Origin of the sequence: Plantibacter sp. MMLR14_011, assembly GCF_001865025.1 — a bacterium.
Taxonomy (GTDB): Bacteria; Actinomycetota; Actinomycetes; order Actinomycetales; family Microbacteriaceae; genus Plantibacter; species Plantibacter flavus_A.
Map to the genome: position 1 here is coordinate 381,770 of NZ_MJGW01000001.1, position 16,971 is coordinate 398,740.

Here is a 16,971-nt window from a genome sequence, read left to right on the forward strand (position 1 = left end):
GGTTCCCGGACCGCCGCGCGCCACCCGGCCCCGCCGCCGCGCTCCGAGCCCGGCCGAGCCCGGCCGACCACGAACGCGAGCGGTCGAACACACCGGCACGGAGCGCCGCTCGTATCAGCTCGCAGCAGGCGGCCGCCAGTCCACCCGTTGGTCACGCCGCAGCACGAGCGACCGCGGGAGGACGGCCGCGAGGACGCGTTCGACCGGCTGACTCGCCGACCGCAGGGCCGCCTTCGCGTCAGCCAACGCCGCGTCGACCGAACCGGCGCTCGCCGCACCACCAGCCGAGGAACCGATCCGGGGATCGCCCCAGATGTCGCGTCGCGCACCAGCACTCGGCGCATAGCTCTCCCGCTCGACGGCCGCCACGAGCCGGTCGACGGCCGGTGACTCGATCCGGAACTGCCCGCGCAGCCTCGACGCGAACCCGCGTGGTGACTCCGCCGACGTCACCGGGAAACCGAGGTCGCGGGCGGTGTCGAGGAACTCCGCCCAGGCCCAGCCCGCCGAGTTCCCCTCGGTGCGTGCACGGCGACGCCCGGCCGCACGCCGGAGACCCCGGGCGATCGACGGGGTGGCGAGCAGCACGATCACGCCGAGCAGGATCGCGAGCGGGACGAGGGCGGCGGTGAACGCCCCGTCGGACCGGGTCGAGGCCGGTCCGCCGAGCGCGTCCGCGGTGGGGGTGGGGGTCGGCGCCGCGGTCGGAGCCGGACGGCTGTCGGGGCTCACCGATCCGCTGCCGGGCGTCGCCGTGCTCGCGTCGCTGAACTGCGTCACGACCCCGCGGCTGGCCGTCGGCTCGAACGGCACCCAGCCCACGCCCTCGAAGTACAGCTCCGGCCAGGCGTGCAACTGGTCCGAGGTGACGATGTAGGTGTCGCGGTTCGCCGGGGTGTTGTCGATCGTCGTGCCCGGCAGGTACCCGATGGCGATGCGCGCGGGGATGCCGAGGACGCGCGACATCACGGCCATCGCGGACGAGAAGTGGATGCAATAGCCGGCCTTGCGCTCCAGGAACGTCGCGATGACCTCGGCGCCGCTGCCATCGAAGCCCTCCTCGACGGGTGCCGACTCCGAGTACTCGAAGGTGCTGCGGAAGTAGCGCTGCAGGGCGATCGCGCGGTCGTAGTCGGTGGAGGCGGTCGCCGTCACGTCCGCAGCGGTGTCACGGATGATCTGCGGCAGGTCGTCGGGCAGCTCGAGATAGGGGGCGGCTGACGCCGGGTCGGCGACCGGCGGGACGTCGCGCATCTGCTGTGCGGTCGGCAGGATCGCGGTACTCGTCGCCGTGTAGGTCTGCCCGCGGGTGGATCCACGCTCCGCCATCGCCGTCAGCCCGGCTGCCTCGAACCGCCAGTCACCGCGGAGCCCGTCGACCTTCTGCGTCGGATACGGCAAGGGCAGCCACGGGCTCGACAGCGAGTCCACCGTGACCGTCGTCTCGAAGGTCTCCACCGGGATCGCCTCGCTGAGTCCGGCCGGCGCGGGGAAGGCGTCGAGCGTGTTGCCGTCGTTGTAGCCCGAGTTGTCCGGTCCCCAGACGGTGCCGGTGAACTCGTTGAGATCGGTGACCTTGAGGTACGGCGGTTCGTCCGCGGTGGTCGTGTACTCGAGCGCGGTGGTGTTCGCGGGGCGCCGCAGACTCTGGCCGAGTGAGATGAGCGGGTTGATGCCGTTCACGAACGGACCGCTCCCGCGGGCGCCAGCGGTCACGTCCCGGACGGCGAGGTCCGGGAGCACGGCCGGTGTGAGGAGCGCGACGACCACCGCGACGGCACTGACGAGGACGGCCGGACCGAGGCCTCCGAAGCGACCGGCGCCGGTCATCGCCGACGGTCCGGCGCCGCGTCCGTCGCCGGCAGCCCGGGCCGAGGCGAGCGCTCGCAGCAACTCGCGGCGCCGGACGTCCTCGCGGAGCAGCCAGAGGAAGGAGAGGGCGACGAACGCGAACACCCACGGATCGAGGGGGAACGACACGGCGACGGTCGGCCCGGCGTAGACGGCGAAGACCACGACGGCCGCGAGCACCGGTGCGTGGCGGCCGAGCACGAGCCAGGCGACCGCCAGCGCGACGAGCCCGCCGCCCGCGGCCATGACGAAGACCACGCCGGCGTCGGTGTCGAGTGGGGCCGAGCCGTCGTGGAAGGTCTGGAACCCGGCGTCGCGCAACCGCTCGAAGGCGCCGAGCGTCGTCGGCGTCGGGACGATGCCGATGATCGCCGTCTCACTGGCGAAGAACAGCGTGATCGTCAGCAGCCATGCGATGCCGGCGCCGAGCCACACGAACACCGCCGGCAGTCTCGTGCGCCGGAGGAGGATCGCCGTGGCGAGGACGATCGCGATGACGAGGTTCGTGACGAACCACCAGTCGAGCGCGTCGAGCACCCGGCCGAACCCGAGGCCACCCGTCGCGAGGAGCAGGAAGGCGGCGAGGCCGAGACGCAGGTCGCCGACGTTCGCGGTGTCGCGTGGGTCGTCCCGGCGTCCGCCGGCGTCTCCCGACCATGACCCGCCACTGGTTCCGCCGCGGGACGGTCGCCGTGGGTTCGACGAGCCGGCACCAGGACGGACGCCCGCTGGCACACCTCCGCGAGACGCCACTCGACCACGGGCGGCGGCCGCCGCGCGGCGTTCCTCAGCGACGGACATACGCACCTCCGGCACCCCGACCACCACGGCCGCCGCGGCCACCACGACCGCCCCGGCCGGAAGACTGCGGCGCCAGCGTGGTGGTCACCGGACCGCTCGTGCCGGACCACAGGGCCCGGAACGATGCGCCGCGCTCGCCGACGTGGCATCGCCACCCGGCCGACTCCAGGAGCTCGATGGACCGACGCCGCGCGCCGGCCGGGAGCAGTGCGACAGGGAGAGGCGAGAGGTGCGCGACCGCGGTCAGCTCACCGAGATCGCCCTCCTCCACGTCGCCGAGGATCGCGATGACCGGCTGCGACCGGCGTGCGGCGATGACGGGTGAGAGGTCGAGGAACCGATCGGGCCGGACCGACGGACGCAGGAGGGCCAGGTCGAGCAGGGCGGCGTCGAGGTCGTCCTCCTCGAGATGCTGGCCGCCGCGGGCGAGCGCGTCGCCCATGTCGCCGACGGGGCTGGACCGCAGGCCACCGGCGGCGGATCTCGCACTGATCTCGCGCGACAGCTCCTCGGTGCCGGCACCGAGGAGGTTGACGCGGTAGTCGGCATCGACGAGGTGGGCGGTGATCGAGGCCGCCAGCGACACGGCCTGCTCGAACGCCGGCAGGTACGACGGATCGTCGTCGGGCCAGGCCCAGTGGGCCGCGGCGGTGTCGAGGAGGACCGTCGCCTCGGGGTCGTTCTGCTGCTCCTCCTGCCGCACCATCAGCTCACCGTGGTGCGCGCTCGCCCGCCAGTGCAGTCGGCGGATCGCGTCCCCCGGCAGATAGGGGCGCGCGATGATGTCGTCCTCGCCAGCGCCGACGTGCAGCGACGACGGGCGCGTGGAACCGTCGCGGCTGGCCGTGAGCGCGGGGATCTCGGGCAGGACCACGACCTCCGGTAGGACGACGACCGCATGCGTCCCGCCGACGTCGCGGCGACGGACGACGAGTCCGAACGGGTCGCTCACGGTGAGTCCGAGCGGGCCGAGCTCGTGCTCGCCGCGACGCAGCGCCGTCACGGTGTACTCGGCCGTTCGCCGGCGCGATCCGATGCCCGCGACGCCGGTACTCGGCAGGGTGCCCTCGGCGCTGCCGGCGAGTCCGGGCGGCACGCGGTCCTTCCACTCCGTGTGGACGTGGGGGAGCGCGCTCGTCTCGGCGATCGAGACCTCGACGGAGATCCGACCGCCGACCGCGACAAGGTCGGGCCGGGTGGTGCGGTCGACCCGGAGCGACGGCCGTTCGAGGTAGACCGCGCCGAAGCTGGCGGCGACGAGCGCGACGAGCAGTCCGGCCGCTGCGAGCAACTCCGGCGAGCCGATCCCGCGAGCGAAGATCAGGCACACGCCGGCTGCGATGAGCACGCCGACCGCGCGTCTCGTCAACGGCACGCGACGCTTCATGGGCTCAGGACCTCCGCTGCCGGATCACGGCGATCCGGCGGTCGCGGTGCGCTGCCATCGGATCAGGACCTCAGCTCGGTGCGACCGGAGTGCGGCACGGGTGTCCGCTCCAGCAGCTCGGCGAGCACTTCGGAGACGGCCTGGACGCCCGAGCGGTCGTGGGCGCTCACCGCACGGCGGGTGGGGATGAGCCGGTGGGCGAGGACCGGTGCCAGCAACTGGTCGATGTCGTCGGGGAGGACGAACTCGCGGCCGTCGAGCGCTGCGAGGACCTTGGCCGCACGGACGAGTTGCAGGGTGGCACGCGGGCTCGCGCCGAGGCGGAGTTCGGGGTGCACACGGGTCGCCTGCACGAGCGAGACGCAGTACTGCTCGACGATCGGCGACACGAAGACGCCGCGGGCCCAGGCGATGAGGCGCTCGACGTCGCCGCGTGACGCGACCGGACCGATGGTGTCGAGCGGGTTGACCGTGTCGCGCTGGCGGAGCATCGCGAGCTCCGCGGACGCGTCGGGGTATCCCATCGAGATGCGCGCCATGAAGCGGTCGCGCTGGGCCTCCGGCAGAGCGTAGGTGCCCTCCATCTCGAGCGGGTTCTGCGTGGCGACGACGGTGAACGGCGACGGCAGGGCGTGCGTCTCGCCGTCGACCGTCACCTGACGCTCTTCCATCGACTCGAGCAACGCCGACTGGGTCTTCGGCGAGGAGCGGTTGATCTCGTCGGCGATGACGATGTTCGCGAACACCGCGCCGGGCTTGAACTCGAACTCGCGGTCGACCTGGTTGAAGATCGAAACGCCCGTGACGTCGGACGGGAGCAGGTCGGGCGTGAACTGGATCCGGCGGACGGTGCTGCCGACGGATGCGGCGAGGGCCTTCGCGAGGACCGTCTTACCGACGCCGGGGACGTCCTCGATGAGCAGGTGGCCCTCGGCGAGCATCACGATGAGCGCCATCCGCGCGGCGAACGGCTTGCCGTCGAGGACGCGCTCGACGTTGTCGAGGATGCGCTCGGCCAGCACCTGGAACTCCTCGGCGTTCAGTGCCGGCTTCAGTTCGGCGACGGTGTCCCGTGGGGCGCGACTGGTGTTGCTCTGCTCGGTCATGGTCGGCTCCTGCGGTCGTGGTCGAGCATGCGCTTGAACAGCAGCGCGACGATGGTGGCGAGGCCGATCGTGATGAGGGTCGGGGCGAGTGCTCCGAGGAACTGCATCCAGAGGTAGTTGTCGGTCGGGCCACTGTCGCCGACGAACCCGCGGTACAGCAGGGTGAACGACTGCCACAGCCCCACGCCGCCGCCGAGGGTGAGGACGACACCGACGATCCAGAGGACCCGTTCCCAGACGACGGCGCGGACGCGATGGGCGTCGGCGGCGTCGAGGTACTCCTCGTACCGATCATGGGCGAGCTGGGTCTGCTGCGCGTCGGGACCTGTCACCCCAGGCGGATCGGCGACCGTCATGGTGTCAGCGGTCCGAGCTTCGAACGGGTGGATGCGACGGTCGGCCTGCGACGGCATGCCGCGGGACGGCTGGGCGCGCGGGCCATCGTCGAACCGGTCGTCGGTCGGCGGGCGGACGGGGCGACCGTCGGTGGGCGGCTGGATGAGCTGCGGGGCGATCTCCTCGAGCGAGGCGAGGTGGCTGCGCCGGCCGGTGTCACCGGTGTTCGGGCGCGTGCGTTCGTCCGTGTGTCCGCGCTGGAACGCGGGGTCGTAGCGTTGGTCCATCGTCGGCCTCCGTCGCGCTGCGTACATCGTCCGGGCCGGAACCCGTTGCCCGATCCTAAGACCGATAACGAACAGGTAACACCCCTGGACGTGTCGCCCACAGGAACTCCATATGTGCGCCAGGTCGCGCACACACGGTGCCGCTGCGGGTCGGGTAATTCTTCGGAGCCGTGGGGCGCATCGGTTGTGTGGACCCGAGCACTGGGCACGCACCCGGTAGATGAGACGTTCTCACGGTCCGTGACACCCCCTCCGGTCCCTGAGCTTGTCGATGGGTGGGGTGTTCTGCGGAGACGACGACAGGCCCGGGAACGGGGATCCGTTCGCCGAGCCCGTCGAGGTGCAGGGACCTACAGCGCCGCGAGCGCCTCGCGGATCGGGGTCTCGCCGCCGATGACCTCGAACTGCGTGCGGGACGCCGCGCCCGACTCGATGAGCGCGAACAGCACAGCGGCGACGTCGGCGCGGGGGATCGAGCCGCGGTCGGTGGTCGTCTCGGCGGTGATCGTGCCGGTCGGGGCGTCGTCTGTCAGGCCACCGGGGCGCACGATCGTCCAGTCGAGGTCGCGCCCGCGGAGGTCGGCGTCGGCCTCGGACTTCGCCCGCAGGTAGACCTGGAACACGTCGTCCGACTCCGGGTCGAAGTCGTCGGTGCTCATCGCCGACACCATGACGTAGCGTGGGACCTTGGCGAGCTCGGCGGCCTCGGCGAGGAGGATGGCGCCGTCGCGGTCGAGGGTGAGCTTGCGGTCGGCGCCGCTGTTCGGGCCGGCTCCCGCCGCGAACACGACGACGTCGGCTCCGGCGAGTTCGTCGGCCAGTTCTGCCGCCGAGGAGTGCTCGAGGTCGAGGACGATGGCTCGCGAGCCGATGCCCTGGAGCTCGCCGACCTGCTCGGGGTTGCGGATGATGCCGGCGGGGGAGTGTCCTGCTTCGGCGAGCAGTCGCTGCAGGTGCAGGGCGATCTGTCCGTGTCCTCCGGCGATGACGACGTCGGTCATGTGAGTCCTCTCGTTCGATGCGGTCCCGATCGGTGCGCCGTCCGTTCGTGGGGACGGCGGTCGATCGGTGGTCTGGGGCCAGTGGTCCCAGATCCGCCAGTCAACGCCTCAACCGGGGCGTACGCAACCCGGTCGCGGCTCGGGTACACTAGGTGACGGCTCCCCGCGTGGCGCCATCCAGGCCAACTCCCCCAGGGCGGAAACGCAGCAAGGGTAACCGGGCTCTGGCGGGTGCGCGGGGAGTCTTTTCGTGCCCGCGGTGCGCCCGCTCCCGCCGGCTTCCCGTCGGCCGCCCGCCGCCCGCCTGCGTCGCAGCAGAACATCCGCCCGGCAGCAGGACACCGGGACCTGCTTCCTCCTGCTCTCGCGCCGATCTCCTGTGCTTGCCCGGCGACCACGACATTGTGCGCTTACCCAGCCCCCGCAGAGCACGCCCCCGTAGGCTGGAAACCGTGGCGCGAAGCATTTACATCATCTCTGCCGAAGGACACTCCGGGAAGTCGACGGTGGCCCTCGGGGTCCTCGACACCCTGAGTCATCAGATCGAGCGGATCGGGGTGTTCCGCCCCATCGCACGGTCCACGACGAAACCCGACTACGTGCTGCAGCTGCTGCTCGAGCACGACGGCGTCGACCTCGCCTACGAGGACTGCATCGGCGTCAGCTACGACGACGTGCACACTGATCCCGAGGCGGCGCTCTCGCGCATCGTCCAGCGGTACAAGCACATCGAGGCGCAGTGCGATGCGGTCGTGATCCTCGGCTCCGACTACACCGACGTCGGCAGCCCGACGGAGCTCGGCTACAACGCGCGGATCGCCACCAACCTCGGCGCGCCCGTCCTCCTCGTGCTCGGCGGCCGTGCCGGTCAGGGTGCGGGGGAGCAGCTCGGGCAGTCCGTCGCCCGCACACCCGACGACATGCGCAACATCGCCGAACTCGCCCTGGGTGAACTCGCCGACGCACACGCCCAGTTGCTCGCTGTCGTCGCGAACCGCGCCGATCCCGACAAGCTCCTCGAGATCACCGCTGCGATCAGCGACGCCATCCACCCGAACGGTTCCGCGAACGGTTCCGTCGTCGCCCCGGCCGGCCACGCCGCCGGCGCCGCGATGGTCCCCGTCTGGGCCATCCCCGAAGACACCTTCCTCATCGCGCCGACGATGGACAGCATCCTCGAGGCTGTCGACGGCACCCTGGTGAAGGGCAGCGAGGAGCTGCTCACGCGCGAGGCGCTCGGCGTCGTCGTGGCGGGCATGTCGATGGTGAATGTGCTCCCGCGCATCACCGAGGGATCCGTCATCGTCATCCCGGCAGACCGCACCGAGGTCCTCCTCGCCGCGCTCATGGCCAACGCCTCCGGAACGTTCCCGTCGATCGCGGGCATCGTGCTCAACGGTGGATTCCCGCTGCCCGAGGTGGTGGAGGAGCTCATCTCCGGTCTCGGCGAGATCCCGCCGATCGTCAGCACCGACCTCGGCACCTACGACACCGCGGTCCGCGTCATGAACACCCGTGGGCGCCTCGCCGCAGACTCGCAGCGCAAGTACGACACCGCACTCGCGCTGTTCGAGCAGAACGTCGACGCACCGCTCCTGCTCGAGCTGCTCAACGTCGCGCGCGCCGACGTCGTCACGCCCCTCATGTTCGAGTACGGGCTGCTGGAGCGCGCGCGGTCGAACCGCAAGCACATCGTGCTGCCGGAGGGCGACGACGACCGCATCCTCCGCGCGGCCGGCACCCTGCTCGCCCGTGAGGTCGCCGACCTCACCATCCTCGGCGAGGAGATCGAGGTGCGGTCACGGGCCATCGAGCTCGGCATCGACCTCAGCAAGGCGACCATCGTCAGCCCCTTCGACGCGGTGCTGCGCCTCAAGTTCGCGCAGGAGTACGCCAGGCTGCGAGCGCACAAGGGCGTCACGATCGACATGGCGAGCGACGCCGTCACCGACGTCTCCTACTTCGGCACGATGATGGTGCACCTCGGGCTCGCCGACGGAATGGTCTCAGGCGCCGCCCACACGACGGCGCACACCATCCGGCCGTCGTTCGAGATCATCAAGACGAAGCCCGGCGTCTCCGTGGTATCGAGCGTGTTCCTCATGGCGCTCGCCGACCGCGTGCTCGTCTACGGCGACTGCGCCGTGAACCCCGACCCGACCGACGCCCAGCTCGCCGACATCGCGATCTCGTCGGCCGAGACGGCGGAGCAGTTCGGGATCGAGCAGCGCATCGCGATGCTGTCGTACTCCACCGGTGACTCCGGTGCTGGTGCCGACGTCGAGAAGGTCCGCTCAGCGACCCGACAGGTGCGTGAGCGTCGGCCCGACCTCCTCGTCGAGGGGCCGATCCAGTACGACGCCGCTGCCGACGCCGCGGTCGCCGCGACGAAGATGCCCGACTCGCAGGTCGCCGGCCGTGCGACGGTGTTCATCTTCCCCGACCTCAACACCGGCAACAACACGTACAAGGCGGTGCAGCGCTCGGCTGGTGCCGTCGCGATCGGCCCGGTGTTGCAGGGGCTCAACAAGCCGATCAACGACCTGTCACGCGGCGCGCTCGTGCAGGACATCGTCAACACCGTCGCGATCACCGCCATCCAGGCGCAGGAACAGGAATAGGTCCAGACACACATGCCCACCGTCCTCGTGGTGAACTCCGGTTCCTCGTCGTTCAAGTACCAGCTCATCGATGTCGAGACGGAGCGGACGCTCGCCAGCGGACTCGTCGAACGCATCGGCGACGCGACGGGTGCAGCCGAGCACCGGTCGTACCTGGCGGACGCCGCCGGCGCGACGACCCCGCCCATCGAGGAACGCTGGGTCATCGAGCGTGAGATCCCCGACCACACGGCCGGGTTCCGCGTCATGCTCGACGCGTTCGCCGAGCACGGGCCGTCACTCGACGAGCATGCGCCGATCGCGGTCGGCCACCGGGTGGTGCACGGTGGGAAGCGCTTCTTCGAGCCGACGGTGGTCACGGATCTCGTGAAGATCAACATCGAGGACATCTCCGAGCTGGCGCCGCTGCACAACCCGGCGAACCTGCAGGGCATCAACGCGGCGCAGGTCGCGTTCCCCGACGTCCCGCACGTGGCGGTCTTCGACACGGCGTTCCACCAGACCATCCCGGCTGCGGCGTACACCTACGCGATCGACGCGGAGCTCGCCGCGAAGCACCGCGTGCGTCGATACGGCTTCCACGGCACCTCGCACAAGTTCGTGTCGGAGGCTGCGGCGGCGTTCCTCGACCGCCCGCTCGGTGAGCTGAAGCAGATCGTCTTCCACCTCGGCAACGGGGCGTCGGCGTGCGCGATCGACGGCGGCCGGTCGGTCGACACGTCCATGGGCATGACACCGCTCGAAGGACTCGTCATGGGCACGCGCTCCGGTGACCTCGACCCCGCGGTGCTGTTCCACCTGCATCGCAAGGCTGGGCTCGGGTTCGACGAGCTCGACACGTTGCTCAACCGCCGCAGTGGTCTGCTGGGGCTGTCGGGTACCGGGGACATGCGCGACGTCACCGAGTCTGCGTCGAAGGGCGATGAAGCGGCGCAGCTCGCGCTCGACGTGACCGTCCACCGCTTGCGGCACTACCTCGGCGCATACCTCGCGGTCCTCGGTGGGCTCGACGTGGTCGTGTTCACCGCGGGTGTCGGTGAGAACGCGCCGCTGATCCGCGCGGGTGCGGTGCAGGGGCTCGAGGGGCTCGGCATCGTCCTCGACGAGGACCGCAACGCCGAGCGTGCGCGTGGCATCCGGGTGATCTCGACGGACGACTCCCCGGTGACCGTCCTCGTCGTCCCCACCAACGAAGAGCTCGAGATCGCGCGCCAGACGGTCGCCGCACTGGCCTAGCCGCGAGTCGCCGACCCTTCGGTCCCTGAGCACCTCTGCCGGTCCCTGAGCGCCTCTGCCGGCCCCTGAGCTTGTCGAAGGGCGGGGTTTCGCGCGCGCACTTCGACAGGCTCAGTGACCGAAACGTGGCCGCGGAGCACCTCTCCCGGTCCCGGAGCCCCTCTCCCGGTCCCTGAGCTTGTCGAAGGGCGGGGTTCCGTGTGTGCACTTCGACAGGCTCAGTGACCAAATCGGCCCCGGGCGCTTCCTCCGGTCCCTGAGCTTGTCCGAGGGCGCACGGCAGACCCTCGCTCGCGTGTCCCCCGTGCAGAGGACAAAAGAATGAGTGGTTCCCCCTATTAACTTTCCCTGTGAGTTCCCTTAGTCTCAGGAAACCGCCAGCGACGTCGCGCCTGTCGGACCCCTAGACGAAAGTACTCACCTCAGTGAATTTGAAGACGTCACGCCGCACTGCGGCTCTCGCCACCGGCATCGCAGTTGTCGCCGGATCCACCCTCCTCATCGCCGGACCCGCGTCTGCAGCTGAGATCCAGGTCACCGATGACCAGGTTGCTGCCAACGAGACGGTGTACACCGGCTGGCACGAAGGCTACGGCCTTCCCGGCTCGACCACCCCTCCCGGCGCTGACGCGGTTGTCACCGACGCGGGCCTCGAGATGACCGGTCCTTCGCAGATCATCAACGGTTACGCAGCTCCGGTCGCGGTCGACGGTGCGGATGTCACCTTCGCGACGATTGCGGCGACGGCTGGAGTCGTGTCGACGAACAACCTGGCCTACTTCCAGATCCCGGTCTACGCCGAGACTGGCGACACCAACACCTTCACCACGCTTCGTCCCGAGAACCCGGGCGCAGCGGGCCTCACCGGCAACTGGGTCGCGAGCAGCGATGACATCGCTGGCATCGCTGCGAACACGCCGACGTCCATCGCCGACCTGAGCACCGCGCTCGGCAGCTTCGACCTGCTCGCCTTCGGCGTGCTCGTCATCGCAGGCGGCGACGACGTCGTCCAGACGATCTCCTTCAACGGCGACAACTACAATTTCGCCGCTCCGGTCGTCGCTCCGGTCTTCGACCCGCTGGTGGTCGTCGACCCCGACACGATCTACTTCTCCGACGTCCGCCCCGGTGGCGCAGGCTTCGCGGTGACCGTCACGGGCTTCACCCCGGGTGACACCCTGACGATCAGCGTCATCGACCCCAACGGCGAGGTCTTCGGATCCGCTGACGGTGGCGACACGGTCATCGCCGACGCAGACGGTGGTTTCGCCGTAGCTGACCTCACCTTCGTGGGCGAGGGCATCCAGGTCGGTACATACACCTTCCGCGTGACTGACAGCGCGGGTGTCTTCGCCGAGGACGCGATCGCCGTCATCGCCGACCCGGTCGCCGCTGGCGCTCCGGTCGTCCCGACGCTGGCTGACACCGGTTCGGACTCGGGTGTCCTCGTCGGTGGCGCTGCCGCGCTGCTGCTCCTCGGTGCTGCGGGCATGCTGTTCGCAGCTGCTCGCCGCAAGGGCGCGCAGGTCACGGCCTAGTCTCACCCTGCGAAGCCCCGTTCTCAACTCCGGTCGAGGGCGGGGCTTCGTGCTGCCGCCGGGGCGCCCCGACACGCCTGAGCTTGTCGCAGAGTCTTCCGGGTGACTGGTCCGATCGGGAAGGTCGTCCGTGGTGCATTTCGACAAGCTCAATGACCGGTCTCCGTTCCGGAGTGCTTCCCCCGGTCCCTGAGCTTGTCGAAGGGCACGGTACTCGTGTGCACTTCGACAGGCTCAGTGACCGGTACCGCCCCGTTCTCTCCTGCGACCGGATGGGTTCCACGTGGTGCATTTCGACAAGCTCCATGACCGACACCCACCCCGGTCCCTGAGCTTGTCGAAGGGTTTATGGGAGAGTTCCTGGTTCGAGCCCGGCGGGGGAGGAAGGCGGAGCGGCAGCTCCATTGCTGCACTCCGCCCGGTCGCACGTGCCGGGACCGCTTGGCCCAGGCCATGCGCGCCGGCCATTTGCGCGTTCGGGTAACGAAAATGACCGGAACCAGTGCTTCGGAGCGTCCGGCCGCGTGGATTGGGTTGACGTCGAGACAATCGTCCGGTCGTGCTGAGCGCGTCACGCAGCGCGCAGCCTCGGTTTGCCGCCGCGTCGTGGAATGCGATGCGGGTCGATGTGCGCGGGCGGGATGAACCAGGGCACGTGGTCGCGCACGATGACCTCCCATCCGTCGTTGTGGATGCGATGGTGATGGAAACTGCACAACAGGATGCCGTTGGACAGGTCGGTCGGTCCGCCCCGAGACCACCAGACGAGGTGATGGGCCTCGGTATACGACGGTGGATGGGTACAGCCGGTCCAGGCGCAGCCACCATCGCGCTCAGCGAGGGCGATCTTCTGGTTCTTGGTGAACAATCGTGTGCCGACCCCGAGGTCGAGCACCTGCGACGGCCCGCCGAGCACCATCGGGATGATCCGGCCATCGGCTGCCATGCACCGTGCGGTGCCGGCGGAGATCGGTTCGGAGACGCCGTCGATGTAGGCCCTGCCGTCGGACCACTGGCCGTCGTCGGCCAGATCGGGTTCGTCCATGCGGATGATGAGGGAGACGGGCGCCAGTTCCATGACCGCCGACTCGCAACCCGCGGCGTGACGGAAGACCCCGACGAGGGCTTCCACTCGACGCTCGTCCATCGTGCGGGTGTCGGGCATCTCTGCGGCCGGAACGTAGGCGTCGTCGAGGGGATCCGCGGAGGGCAGCTCACTGCTGGTCGCTGCCGCCGCGGCCGTTTCATCGGAGGGATCGACGAACCGTACCTGCCGCAGCTGCTTGCCGACGACGGCGTCCATCGTGGCGCGGACCCATCCCGCCGCCTCGGGTGCGAGGAAGGCGCGGAGCTCGGTCATGCCGTCGGGGAGTTCGCGGAGGGTGCAGCGCTGTTGCCTCCGGAGCGCGATCTCGCGCGGCACGGGGCCGTCTTGGTCGAGGCTGGTGCGGACGAGCTTGGCGAGGCTGTTGACCTCGGCGAGCGGTGCACCGTCGCAGTGCTCGATGCCGGCGCTGACGGCACGGTGGACGCGTTCGTCGTCGACACCGGAGCCCACCAGTCGCAGCTCGCGCAGCAGGATACCCGCGCCCTCGACACTGAGTGCGGACCGGACGAAGCGGGATGGGGCGGCCGTCTCGTCGTGGTCGACCGTGCACGTCGGGTTGTCGCCTTCGGACAGCGGCAGGCAGGGGGCGTCGGCGGCGGGCCGGGGTTCGATGGCGGCGGCGATCTCGGGGCGCTCGCATTCGATGACGTCGCCGGTGAGGGCGCGCTTGGGGGTGATCGCCCGGGCGACCGAGGTGATCGAGGCGGCGCGTCCGCGAGGGATGCGCCAGCGTTCCGAGAGCATGACGGCCGGCGTTGCATACCCGTGGCTGCGGGCCAACGGGTCGTGGCCGACGATACCGCCGCGGGAGCGCTCCGACACCGAACCCATGACCCGAGCGGCCAGGACTTCGACCACGTGCTGCACGGCACCCAGCTGGTCGAGGACGCGGACCACGCCTGCGTCGTTCATGCCGGCGAGTTGCTCGATGGCGTCGTCGCCCGGCCGAATCGGGTCGAGCGCGCCCGACCAGGTGCGGAGGAACTCGGACACCGTCTCGCCCAGCGTGCCCAAGGGGTCGGCGGAGACCGGACCGAGGGGAACGAATGGGCTGCTGGACATGGGACCATCCAAACACGAACCACTGACATTCGAACGCCGACCGATTCCGGCGCTGATCTGGGATATTTAGCCAACGCCTGTTGCGTTCGGATGCCTCGCCGGGCTCTGCGAGCGGCGAGGGAGTTCTCGCGTGGCCCGCGTACACTCGCCATATGCGCCCCCTCGCCGACCGTGAGCGCGACCTCCTGGTCGCCCTGATCGCCCGCGGCACGGAGCACGGTGCTGATCGGGTGATCGCCGCCTCCGATCGAGAACGGTGGGCGGGACAGCTTCCAGGCGTCATGGTGCACGGGATGTGCGGGTGCGGCACCTGTCCCTCGATCGACCTTGTCCCTGAGGGCTACGACCGGCCAACCACGGCGCGTCAGACGGTCCTCGAGGCGAGTACGTCGAACGCGTTCCTCCTCCTCTTCATCGAGGACGACCGGCCGACGTACCTGGAACTCGCCCCGTTCGGCGATGAGTCGATCACCGAGTTCCCGCCGGTGGCAGACGTCCAGTTCTGAGGTCGCACTTCGACGGAGGTTGCCACCCTTCGACAAGCTCAGGGACCGGGATGGGTACTCAGGGACCGGGAGGGCTGTTCGGGGACCGCACGGGGTGCCCGGGGTAGGGATGGGTGCTCAAGACCGGGTGGCGCGCTCAGGGACCGGGAGTGGTGCTTAGGGACCGGGAGTAGTGCTTAGGGCCCAAGAGCGCGCTCAGACCGAGCGGGCCCGCTCAGGAACCGGGAGCGGTGCTTCGGGGGCCACGGGGTGCGTAGAACCGAAGCGTTCGCATCCGTCGCGATCCGGTTCGGTCCCTGAGCTTGTCGAAGGGCACCACCGCCCGCTCAGTCGCGCGTGCCGAACAGCCCTTCACCGTGCTTCGTCAGCACCTCGTACGCGTCGGCGTAGTTGTCGGGCAGCGGGGCGCCGGGTTCGTACTTCGCGAGGAGGATCCCGATGAGTCCGAGGGCCGGCGGCGTGAGTGGTCGCTTGCGGTCCTTGTCCTTGTCGGCACGGGCGTTCGCCTCGGGGTTCGGCGGCACGTAGGCGGGCGTCACCGTCGGCCACAGCACCGGTTGCCGCGGTGAGGTAAGGTTCACGGCGTTGAAGATGCTCGTGGCGGTGCGGTCGCGTTCGGTCAGCGGGTCGAGGCCGTGCAGCTCGGCGAGGGTCTTCATGAGTGAGCCGTGATGCATCTCCTCGTTGATGACGCTGCCGGCCTTCGTGTACGCGGAGATGACGATGGTCGGCACCCGCAGTCCGAGGCGGTCGAAGGTGAAGCCCATCTCGCCCGCCTCCGGCTTGCCCGACGGCGGGGTCGCCTCAGGTGGCGCGACGTGGTCGTAGATGCCGCCGTGTTCGTCGAAGGTGACGAGCATGACCGTGTTCATCGCGTTCGAACCGGTGGTCGACGCCCCGTGCTTGATCGCCGTGTAGACCTCGCCGAGGAGCTGCTCGCCGGCGCGCATGTCGGAGTAGGCGGAGTCGAGCTCAGGGTCGACGTCGTCCCGGCTCGGGTTGTCGGGACGGACGACCGGCGGGTGCATGTCGTTGTGGTCGAACACCATGCGTGGTTCGACGAAGGCGTAGTCGGGCAGATCACCGTTCGCCGCGTCCTCGTGGAACTGCTCCATGCTCCGGAAGTTGCTCTTCCAGTACTGCTCGATCGACGGTGCGCTCAGGAGACCGGTGAGGGACACGACCTGTTGGGCGTCGTAGTAGACGCGCCAGGTCTTGCCGGCCTCCTCGAGCCGGTTGAACACGGTGGGGACGGCCGGTGCGCTCAGCCACTTGCCGATGCCGTCGCCCTCGATGTTGGTGACGTACCCGTGGGAGGTGCTCGCGTGGAAGAAGGAGCGGTTGCAGAAGGTCTGGGAGGGGACCGCCGCGTACCAGTGGTCATAGACGCCGAAGTTCTTGGCGAGCGTGGACAGCACCGGGAGCATCTCGGGGGAGAAGCCGCCCATCACGGTGGAGTACTCCTCGGGCGTCGGCTTGCGTCCGCGGGCGAGCGTCGAGTTGACGATGTAGTCCTTGACGAAGCCGTCGTTCTTGGGGGAGGAGGTGTCGGCGGGGAGGTTCCACGGCGGCTGGAGCGGGTTGCGGAGGTCGCCGTTGCTCTCGGGGTCGATGGTGCCGAAGAGCTGCGTGTTGACGTGTGGGTAGAACTCGCCGGGGTCCGGGTCGGGTTGCGCCATGATCCGGTCGGTGGGGCCCGTGTAGACGTGGGCGGGGACGGCCTCGCCGGACTCGCCGGGGTTGCTGTAGTCGCCCTGGGCGAGGCCGTCGAAGGTCTGGCCGGCCGGCTCGCCTCCTGCGGGGTACAGCCAGCCGAGCATGTGGTCGAACGAGCGGTTCTCGAACATCACGACGACGACGTGGTCGAACCCCGGTTCGCTGCGTTTGGGGAGCGGCGTGAAGCCGTAGTCCTCCTGCGGGTTGGATGCGGTGGCGGCCGCGATGCCACCGGCGACCGCTCCGCCCGCCGCCAGCCCGGCGACACCGAAGCCCGCGGCGCGGAAGAAGTCTCGGCGGGAGGTGGGGCGTTTGGGGTTGGCAGAATGCTCCTTGTCAGACAAAGTGCCAGCTCCCTCGTTGTGCGTGGCCACGCCTACCTCCTTGCCGGCTAGGGGGGGGGGGGCAGATCGAG

Annotated in this window: 11 protein-coding genes and 1 other RNA gene; 5 read left to right on the forward strand and 7 right to left on the reverse strand. The window is 69.8% G+C overall.

The annotated features are described in order from the left end of the window. Positions 1-114: 114 nt before the first annotated feature. The 5 genes from BIU99_RS01830 to BIU99_RS01850 all read right to left on the reverse strand — a co-directional run bounded on the left by BIU99_RS01830 (position 115) and on the right by BIU99_RS01850 (position 6,769). The gene (locus tag BIU99_RS01830; protein ID WP_139205297.1) at positions 115-2,652 is read right to left on the reverse strand and encodes a DUF3488 and transglutaminase-like domain-containing protein; all 2,538 of its coding nucleotides are present in this window, start codon (positions 2,650-2,652) and stop codon (positions 115-117) included. After that, positions 2,639-4,039 (reverse strand): DUF58 domain-containing protein, encoded by a 1,401-nt coding sequence (locus tag BIU99_RS01835; RefSeq protein WP_071258910.1) that lies wholly within the window; start codon positions 4,037-4,039, stop codon positions 2,639-2,641. The genes BIU99_RS01830 and BIU99_RS01835 overlap by 14 nt, the downstream gene beginning before the upstream one ends. 62 nt (positions 4,040-4,101) lie before the next feature. Next, positions 4,102-5,145, reverse strand: a complete 1,044-nt coding sequence (locus tag BIU99_RS01840; protein WP_064294961.1) for a MoxR family ATPase — start codon at positions 5,143-5,145, stop codon at positions 4,102-4,104. Further along, positions 5,142-5,768, reverse strand: a complete 627-nt coding sequence (locus BIU99_RS01845) for a hypothetical protein (protein WP_071258912.1) — start codon at positions 5,766-5,768, stop codon at positions 5,142-5,144. The genes BIU99_RS01840 and BIU99_RS01845 overlap by 4 nt, the downstream gene beginning before the upstream one ends. 350 nt (positions 5,769-6,118) lie before the next feature. Beyond that, entirely contained in the window at positions 6,119-6,769 is a 651-nt protein-coding gene (locus BIU99_RS01850) for an SDR family oxidoreductase (RefSeq protein WP_071258914.1), read from the reverse strand. 154 nt (positions 6,770-6,923) lie between these two features. Between BIU99_RS01850 and ffs the strand changes: the two genes are divergently transcribed. From ffs to BIU99_RS01870, 4 genes are all read left to right on the forward strand, one after another. After that, an RNA gene (gene ffs / locus BIU99_RS01855) (signal recognition particle sRNA small type) lies at positions 6,924-7,020 on the forward strand. Positions 7,021-7,221: 201 nt separating this feature from the next. Next, positions 7,222-9,390, forward strand: coding sequence for a phosphate acetyltransferase (gene pta / locus BIU99_RS01860; protein ID WP_071258917.1), 2,169 nt, complete (start codon positions 7,222-7,224; stop codon positions 9,388-9,390). Positions 9,391-9,402: 12 nt separating this feature from the next. Then, a complete protein-coding gene (locus BIU99_RS01865; protein ID WP_071258919.1) occupies positions 9,403-10,626 on the forward strand; it encodes an acetate/propionate family kinase in 1,224 nt (407 codons plus the stop codon). A 425-nt stretch (positions 10,627-11,051) separates the two neighbouring features. Then, positions 11,052-12,164 carry a hypothetical protein gene (locus BIU99_RS01870; RefSeq protein ID WP_139205298.1) on the forward strand — a complete coding sequence of 371 codons (1,113 nt, stop codon included), beginning with the start codon at positions 11,052-11,054 and terminating at the stop codon, positions 12,162-12,164. Between the two features lie 571 nt (positions 12,165-12,735). Here the strand turns inward: BIU99_RS01870 and BIU99_RS01875 are convergent. Further along, positions 12,736-14,334, reverse strand: coding sequence for an HNH endonuclease signature motif containing protein (locus tag BIU99_RS01875; protein WP_071258924.1), 1,599 nt, complete (start codon positions 14,332-14,334; stop codon positions 12,736-12,738). A gap of 152 nt (positions 14,335-14,486) precedes the next feature. Here BIU99_RS01875 and BIU99_RS01880 point away from each other — a divergent pair, with 152 nt between their 5' ends. After that, positions 14,487-14,840: a hypothetical protein gene (locus BIU99_RS01880; RefSeq protein ID WP_071258927.1), complete on the forward strand. Its 354-nt coding sequence runs from the start codon at positions 14,487-14,489 to the stop codon at positions 14,838-14,840. Positions 14,841-15,166: 326 nt separating this feature from the next. On the opposite strand, the gene BIU99_RS01885 is transcribed toward BIU99_RS01880, so the two are convergent. Then, positions 15,167-16,930, reverse strand: a complete 1,764-nt coding sequence (locus tag BIU99_RS01885; RefSeq protein WP_254773547.1) for an alkaline phosphatase family protein — start codon at positions 16,928-16,930, stop codon at positions 15,167-15,169. Positions 16,931-16,971: the final 41 nt, after the last annotated feature.